This window comes from Longimicrobiaceae bacterium (assembly GCA_035696245.1).
GTDB lineage: Bacteria > Gemmatimonadota > Gemmatimonadetes > Longimicrobiales > Longimicrobiaceae > DASRQW01.
The window spans coordinates 1-4,890 of record DASRQW010000223.1 but is presented as its reverse complement, the minus strand read 5'-3'; the positions used below and the strand labels follow the sequence as shown (position 1 = coordinate 4,890).

Annotated in this window: 6 protein-coding genes; 2 read left to right on the top strand and 4 right to left on the bottom strand. The window is 68.8% G+C overall.

Annotated features, from left to right (window positions below; genetic code table 11):
• Positions 1–17 precede the first annotated feature (17 nt).
• The gene (locus tag VFE05_10505; GenBank protein HET6230488.1) at positions 18–503 is read right to left on the bottom strand and encodes a redoxin domain-containing protein; all 486 of its coding nucleotides are present in this window, start codon (positions 501–503) and stop codon (positions 18–20) included.
• Positions 504–585: 82 nt separating this feature from the next.
• Positions 586–1,041, bottom strand: a complete 456-nt coding sequence (locus VFE05_10500) for a hypothetical protein (GenBank protein ID HET6230487.1) — start codon at positions 1,039–1,041, stop codon at positions 586–588.
• 419 nt (positions 1,042–1,460) lie between these two features.
• Here VFE05_10500 and VFE05_10495 point away from each other — a divergent pair, with 419 nt between their 5' ends.
• Positions 1,461–1,583, top strand: a complete 123-nt coding sequence (locus tag VFE05_10495) for a hypothetical protein (protein HET6230486.1) — start codon at positions 1,461–1,463, stop codon at positions 1,581–1,583.
• Between the two features lie 565 nt (positions 1,584–2,148).
• Positions 2,149–2,895 (top strand): lytic transglycosylase domain-containing protein, encoded by a 747-nt coding sequence (locus tag VFE05_10490; protein HET6230485.1) that lies wholly within the window; start codon positions 2,149–2,151, stop codon positions 2,893–2,895.
• A gap of 288 nt (positions 2,896–3,183) precedes the next feature.
• Here the strand turns inward: VFE05_10490 and VFE05_10485 are convergent, their stop codons facing one another.
• Together VFE05_10485 and VFE05_10480 are read right to left on the bottom strand one after the other, a co-directional pair.
• Positions 3,184–3,420, bottom strand: a complete 237-nt coding sequence (locus tag VFE05_10485; GenBank protein HET6230484.1) for a ferredoxin family protein — start codon at positions 3,418–3,420, stop codon at positions 3,184–3,186.
• Positions 3,421–3,505: 85 nt separating this feature from the next.
• Positions 3,506–4,399, bottom strand: coding sequence for an alpha/beta hydrolase (locus VFE05_10480; protein HET6230483.1), 894 nt, complete (start codon positions 4,397–4,399; stop codon positions 3,506–3,508).
• Between the last annotated feature and the right edge of the window lie 491 nt (positions 4,400–4,890).

Genomic DNA, 4,890 nt, shown 5'->3' with positions numbered 1-4,890 from the left:
CGACCGGACCGCCGATGCTACGCCGCCTGCTTCAGGCCCTGGAGCGCGCCCTTGATCTCGTCGAACGGGGGGAGCAGGCCGGGGTTGGTGCTGTGCCAGGCGTACGCGATCCTGCCGTCGGTGCCGATCACGAACGCCGCGCGGTCGGAGACGTTCAGCAGGCCGGGCCCCAGCGGGCTGGGACGCAGCACGCCGAACGCGTTGGTGGCCTCGCGGTTGAAGTCCGAGAGGAACGGGTAGTCGGCGCCCGTCTCCTTGCGGAAGCGCTCCAGCGCGAACGGCGAGTCCACGCTCACCGCCACCACCTGCGCGCCCAGGCCGGTGTACGAGCCCAGGTCGCCGCCCACCGTGCACAGCTCCTCGGTGCACGTGCTGGTGAAGGCCAGCGGGAAGAAGAGCACCACCAGCGGCTGCTTGCTCCACAGCTCGTTCAGCGAGACCGGCTGGTTCGTGGTGGACGGGAGCGTCACGCTGGGCGCGGCGTCGCCTTTCTTGAGCGGCATCTGCGGTTTCCTGGGTGTTGGGTTGGTCCCAAGCCCGCCGTCCGAGACGGCCGGGCGGAATCGTCGGGGCTGACGGAATCGGCTACGCGGGGTGCAGCTTGAGCGTGGCGAGCGCGGCGCGGACGGTCTCGCGCTCCTGCTCCTCTTCGCCCGCTACGCAGAAGTAGGTGGCGAACACCAGACGGCCCGGCGCGGTGGCCACGCCCACGATCCAGAACGTCGCGTCGTCGTCCTCGTCGTCCCCCGCCGTGGTGTATTCGCAGAGGGTCATCTCCGCGTCGTCCGGCAGCGAGAAGTCCTCGACCTCGTCCTCCTCCAGCTCCACGCCGCGGTCTTCGAGGAACGCGTACAGTTCCTCGGCAGGGTCCGGAAACTCGTCTTCGTCCTGCTCGAAGCCGATCAGGTGCAGGATGCCGGCCCCGTCGGGGTGCGAGATCTCCACGCCGCCCTCCTCGCGGTCGGGCTCGGCCGTCCAGCCCTCGGGCAGCTCCACCTCGAAGCCGCCGTCGGTGTCCGCGTACCGCTTCTTCTGGGGCATCCGCTCCTCGCCGTCATGTGCCGCCGTGCTCGTGCTTTCCGGGCCGGGCAAGATGCAACCGCGCGCCGCGTCCGGCAAGCGACGGCGGGCCGGGAGATGCGCGGCCGGGCGTCATGACTCCGCCGGCTCGCGCGTTATGTTTCCGAAGCGGATGGGGAGCGGCACAGCGTGCACCGTGTGGCGGTTCGGGTGCGTGGAACAGTTCCCGAAGATGGCCGGAAGCTCGGCCCCGCGTAACGGTTTTTCCCGGCCTGCAACGGCCCGCGCATGGTGCCGGTATCGAACGCTCGTTCGGCACGGAAGATGCTCATCCACCCGTTTGGCGCCTCGGCCGATGCGCCCTCGACCTCCACTATTTTCCCACCTTCGGAGGGCCTATCCGCACCTTGGGCGTCAGTCTCGTTGCCATCGCAGCCGTCGTGGCCAGCCTGACCATCGTTCGCCAGCGCCAGGAAGAGCGCCGGATGGACGGCGATCACAGGCACGAGCCCGCTTCTCCGGCTGCAGTCGACCTCGACCAGCTTCGCGCTGCGGGCTTCTAGCCCACGTCGGAAGGGTCGGCCAGAAGCGGGCTTGCGGACGGGGCGGAGGTGTCTCACCTGAGACACTTCGGCCCCGTGTCGTTTTGCCGCACTTCGTGTCTCCCCCACGCCACATCTCCCCGCCGCACCTCCGCCACAGCGCACACCTTTCCGGACCGGAAAGACGTTCCTGGCGCATCTTCCCGCGTCCCGTATCCTACCGACGCCGGTACATCTCCCCGCACGAACCCTCTCGCGTCTCCCCGTCCGCCGAGGCGCCGGGCGCGTTTCACGTATCCCGTGCATTCTCCACGTAAAACTTCCGCAATGCTACAGGAGTTTATTCCTGATGGCTGATGTGGAAAGACGACGCACATTTCTTGGATCTACATTACTGTTCTCGGCGTTGCGAGCCATCCCTGAAAGGCTGCACCAGTGCACGTTTTACGGATACTCAACGCTAAGTTCGGTTGACACAAGAAGTTGAGTGGGTTATCATTCGTGCTCAATGTTGAATGCCTGAGCATGGCGTTCGGAGTGGCCGTGTCGGTCACTTCCCGTCATGCCGCCGACAGGAGACATGCATTTGCACGACATCTTCATGCAGGACCATGCGCCGAAGCAGCGCGACACCCGCTCGGCGTCGCGCCGCAACGCCAGCAAGCTTCTGATCCGTTCGCGCGGCGTGCAGGCGGTGCTCGTGACCGCGGGCCTGCTGCAGGGCGTGGCCGCCGCGGCCAAGCACCACGGTGGCGCTACGCTGGGCACGCCCGACCCGCTGGCGATGGCCGTCACCGCGCCGGACCTGATGCCGGTGCTCGCCCAGCCGGTCGCCGCTCCCGCCCTGGCGGAGCCTGCGGCAGACACGGCGCCTTCGGAGAAGGACGAGGCGGGGCGCAAGGCGATGGCTCTGGCGGCCAAGTACGCCAAGCACGGCTACCGCGTGACGCCGTCGCTGGCGCAGGACATCCACGCCGCGGCCGTGGAATCGGGCATCGACCCCGAGGTCGCGTTCGGGCTGGTGAAGGCGGAGAGCTCGTTCAAGAGCAGCGCGACCAGCCACGTGGGCGCCATCGGCCTCACGCAGCTCATGCCCAGCACGGCGCGCTGGATGGAGCCGGGCACCACGCGCAGCGACCTGCGCGATCCCGAGACGAACCTGCGCATCGGGTTCAAGTACCTGGCGAAGCTGATGGACCGCTACGACGGCGACACGCGCCTGGCGCTCACGGCGTACAACCGCGGCCCCGGCACGGTGGACCGCGTGCTGCGCCGCGGCGGCGACCCGGACAACGGCTACGCCGACATGGTGCTGCGACTGCGCAACCGGTAAGCGGTGGCCGAGTCGGACGTGGTCGGGCGGGACGAAGCGAAGAGACGCGGGAAGACGGATGGGCCGCGGAGCACGTGAGATCGATGCAGCGCCCCGGCGGCTGAAGCCGCGGGCTACGACGGCGCGAAGCCGGCGTCGCCCGCTGTTGCCGGGAGCTTGGGGTCGGCCGGGATCATCGTCGCGGGCGCGGTGAACGGCTCGCGGAGAGGTTGCATCGAAACGGAGAAGGGGCGCATCCCGCGGGTGGGATGCGCCCCTTCTCGCGCTGCCGCGGGTGCGGCGCGGCGGCTACTTGTCGGAGAGCGAGCGGTTCTTGGCGATGTAGTCCGTCCACTCCGGCGGCACGTCGGTGTCCGGGAAGATGGCCTGAACCGGGCACTCGGGCTCGCAGGCGCCGCAGTCGATGCACTCGTCGGGGTTGATGTAGAACTGCTCCCCTGCCTCGTAGATGCAGTCCACCGGGCACACCTCGACGCAGCTCGCGTCCTTGGTGCCGATGCAGGGCTCGGCGATAACGTACGGCATGTGGGGCTCTCCGAAGGCGGCGTGTCGCGATCTCAGGCGGACGGCGGGCGGGTGCGCATAGAATAACGTTCGCGCCGCGGCTTGTCTACCGATTCATGTACGCCCCGGCAGGCGCGGGCGCAAGGTGCGTCTCGAACCATTCCAGCGTGGCTTCGGCCGCGGCCTGGAGCGCCGTGGTGGGGCCCTCGTACGGGTGCGCGGCGCCGAACGTGTGCCCCGTCTCCTCCAGCAGCACCATCTCCGTGGTGCTGCCCGCGGCGTCGAACAGGGCGCGCGCGTCGTCCGCCGGCACGGAGTCGTCGTTCTCGCCGTGCACGATCAGCCAGGGGATCTCCAGGCGCTCGGCGGCGGCGGCGATGTCCAGGCGCTCGCGGTTGGCCTGCACGTCCTGCCAGTAGGCCGCGCCCACGGGCATCTGCTGGCCGGTGCGGGCGTTGGCGATGTGCACGGACTCACCGCGCTCCCACGTCGCGATCTGCTCCGGCGTCCAGCGCGAGGGGATGTCGGCGATGGCGGCCCAGGTGACGAGTGCCTCCACGCGCGTGTCTTCCGACGCGGCGATGACCGCCTCTCCGCCGCCGCGTGAATGGCCCAGGAGGCCGATGGCGGACGGCGGGCGCTTGAGCAGCTTGCCGTCTTCCAGCGCGTCGATCACGGCGTGGATCTCGTCCACGTTGCGGCTGTGGGTGCTGCGCTCGAACAGGTCGAGTGCCGAGAAGTCCACGCCGTCGCGCCCCAGGCCGTTGTGCGAGAAGTCGAACAGCACCGCCGCGTGCCCCTGCGCGGCGATGGCGCGCGCCAGCGGCGGGAAGAAGCCCCAGGTGCGGAAGCCCTTGAAGCCGTGCGCGATCACCACCGCCGTGCGCGGCTGCGTGTCGGCCAGCCAGCGCACGTCGCCGCGGATGGGCGGCGAGCCGTCGCGCGGGCGGATCTCGAAACGCTCGTGGGTGAAGATGCGCGGCGATGCGTCGTCGGCCATCTGGCTTCTCTCCGGGGCGGGCCTGGGGTGTGTCCGTGCGTACGTCGCGAAAGCGGGCGCGGCTTTGCGAGAAGCTTGCCAGCGGAGGCATCTCCAGACTGCGCGCCGCTCCCCGTTTCCGCATCTGCCGAAAGCTCGCGGCGCGGGGGCTTCGGCGCTACGGGCCGAAGGGGCGCTCAGGCCGCTCGGGTTCGGCGGCGCTCCGCAACGAATTACGTGCTACTCGGTTGATGGACATCGCCCCCGGCGAAAAAACTTCAGGGTGGTTCACCGATTGAACTGTCTCGCATCAACACGTTGTATCCGACCGGCACATGCAGGATCGACATCGCCCGTAATTAGTTCCGTAAGTTGCATTCGGGGAGAGCGGATGCGATAAATCGCACCCCTACAAGTGGTTAGGTTTTGGGGTCAGGCGGGGATGATGCCGGAGCGGGTGCGGACGACCTGCTCGATCTCGAAGGCGAGGGCTTCGGGGGTGCGGCCGTCTA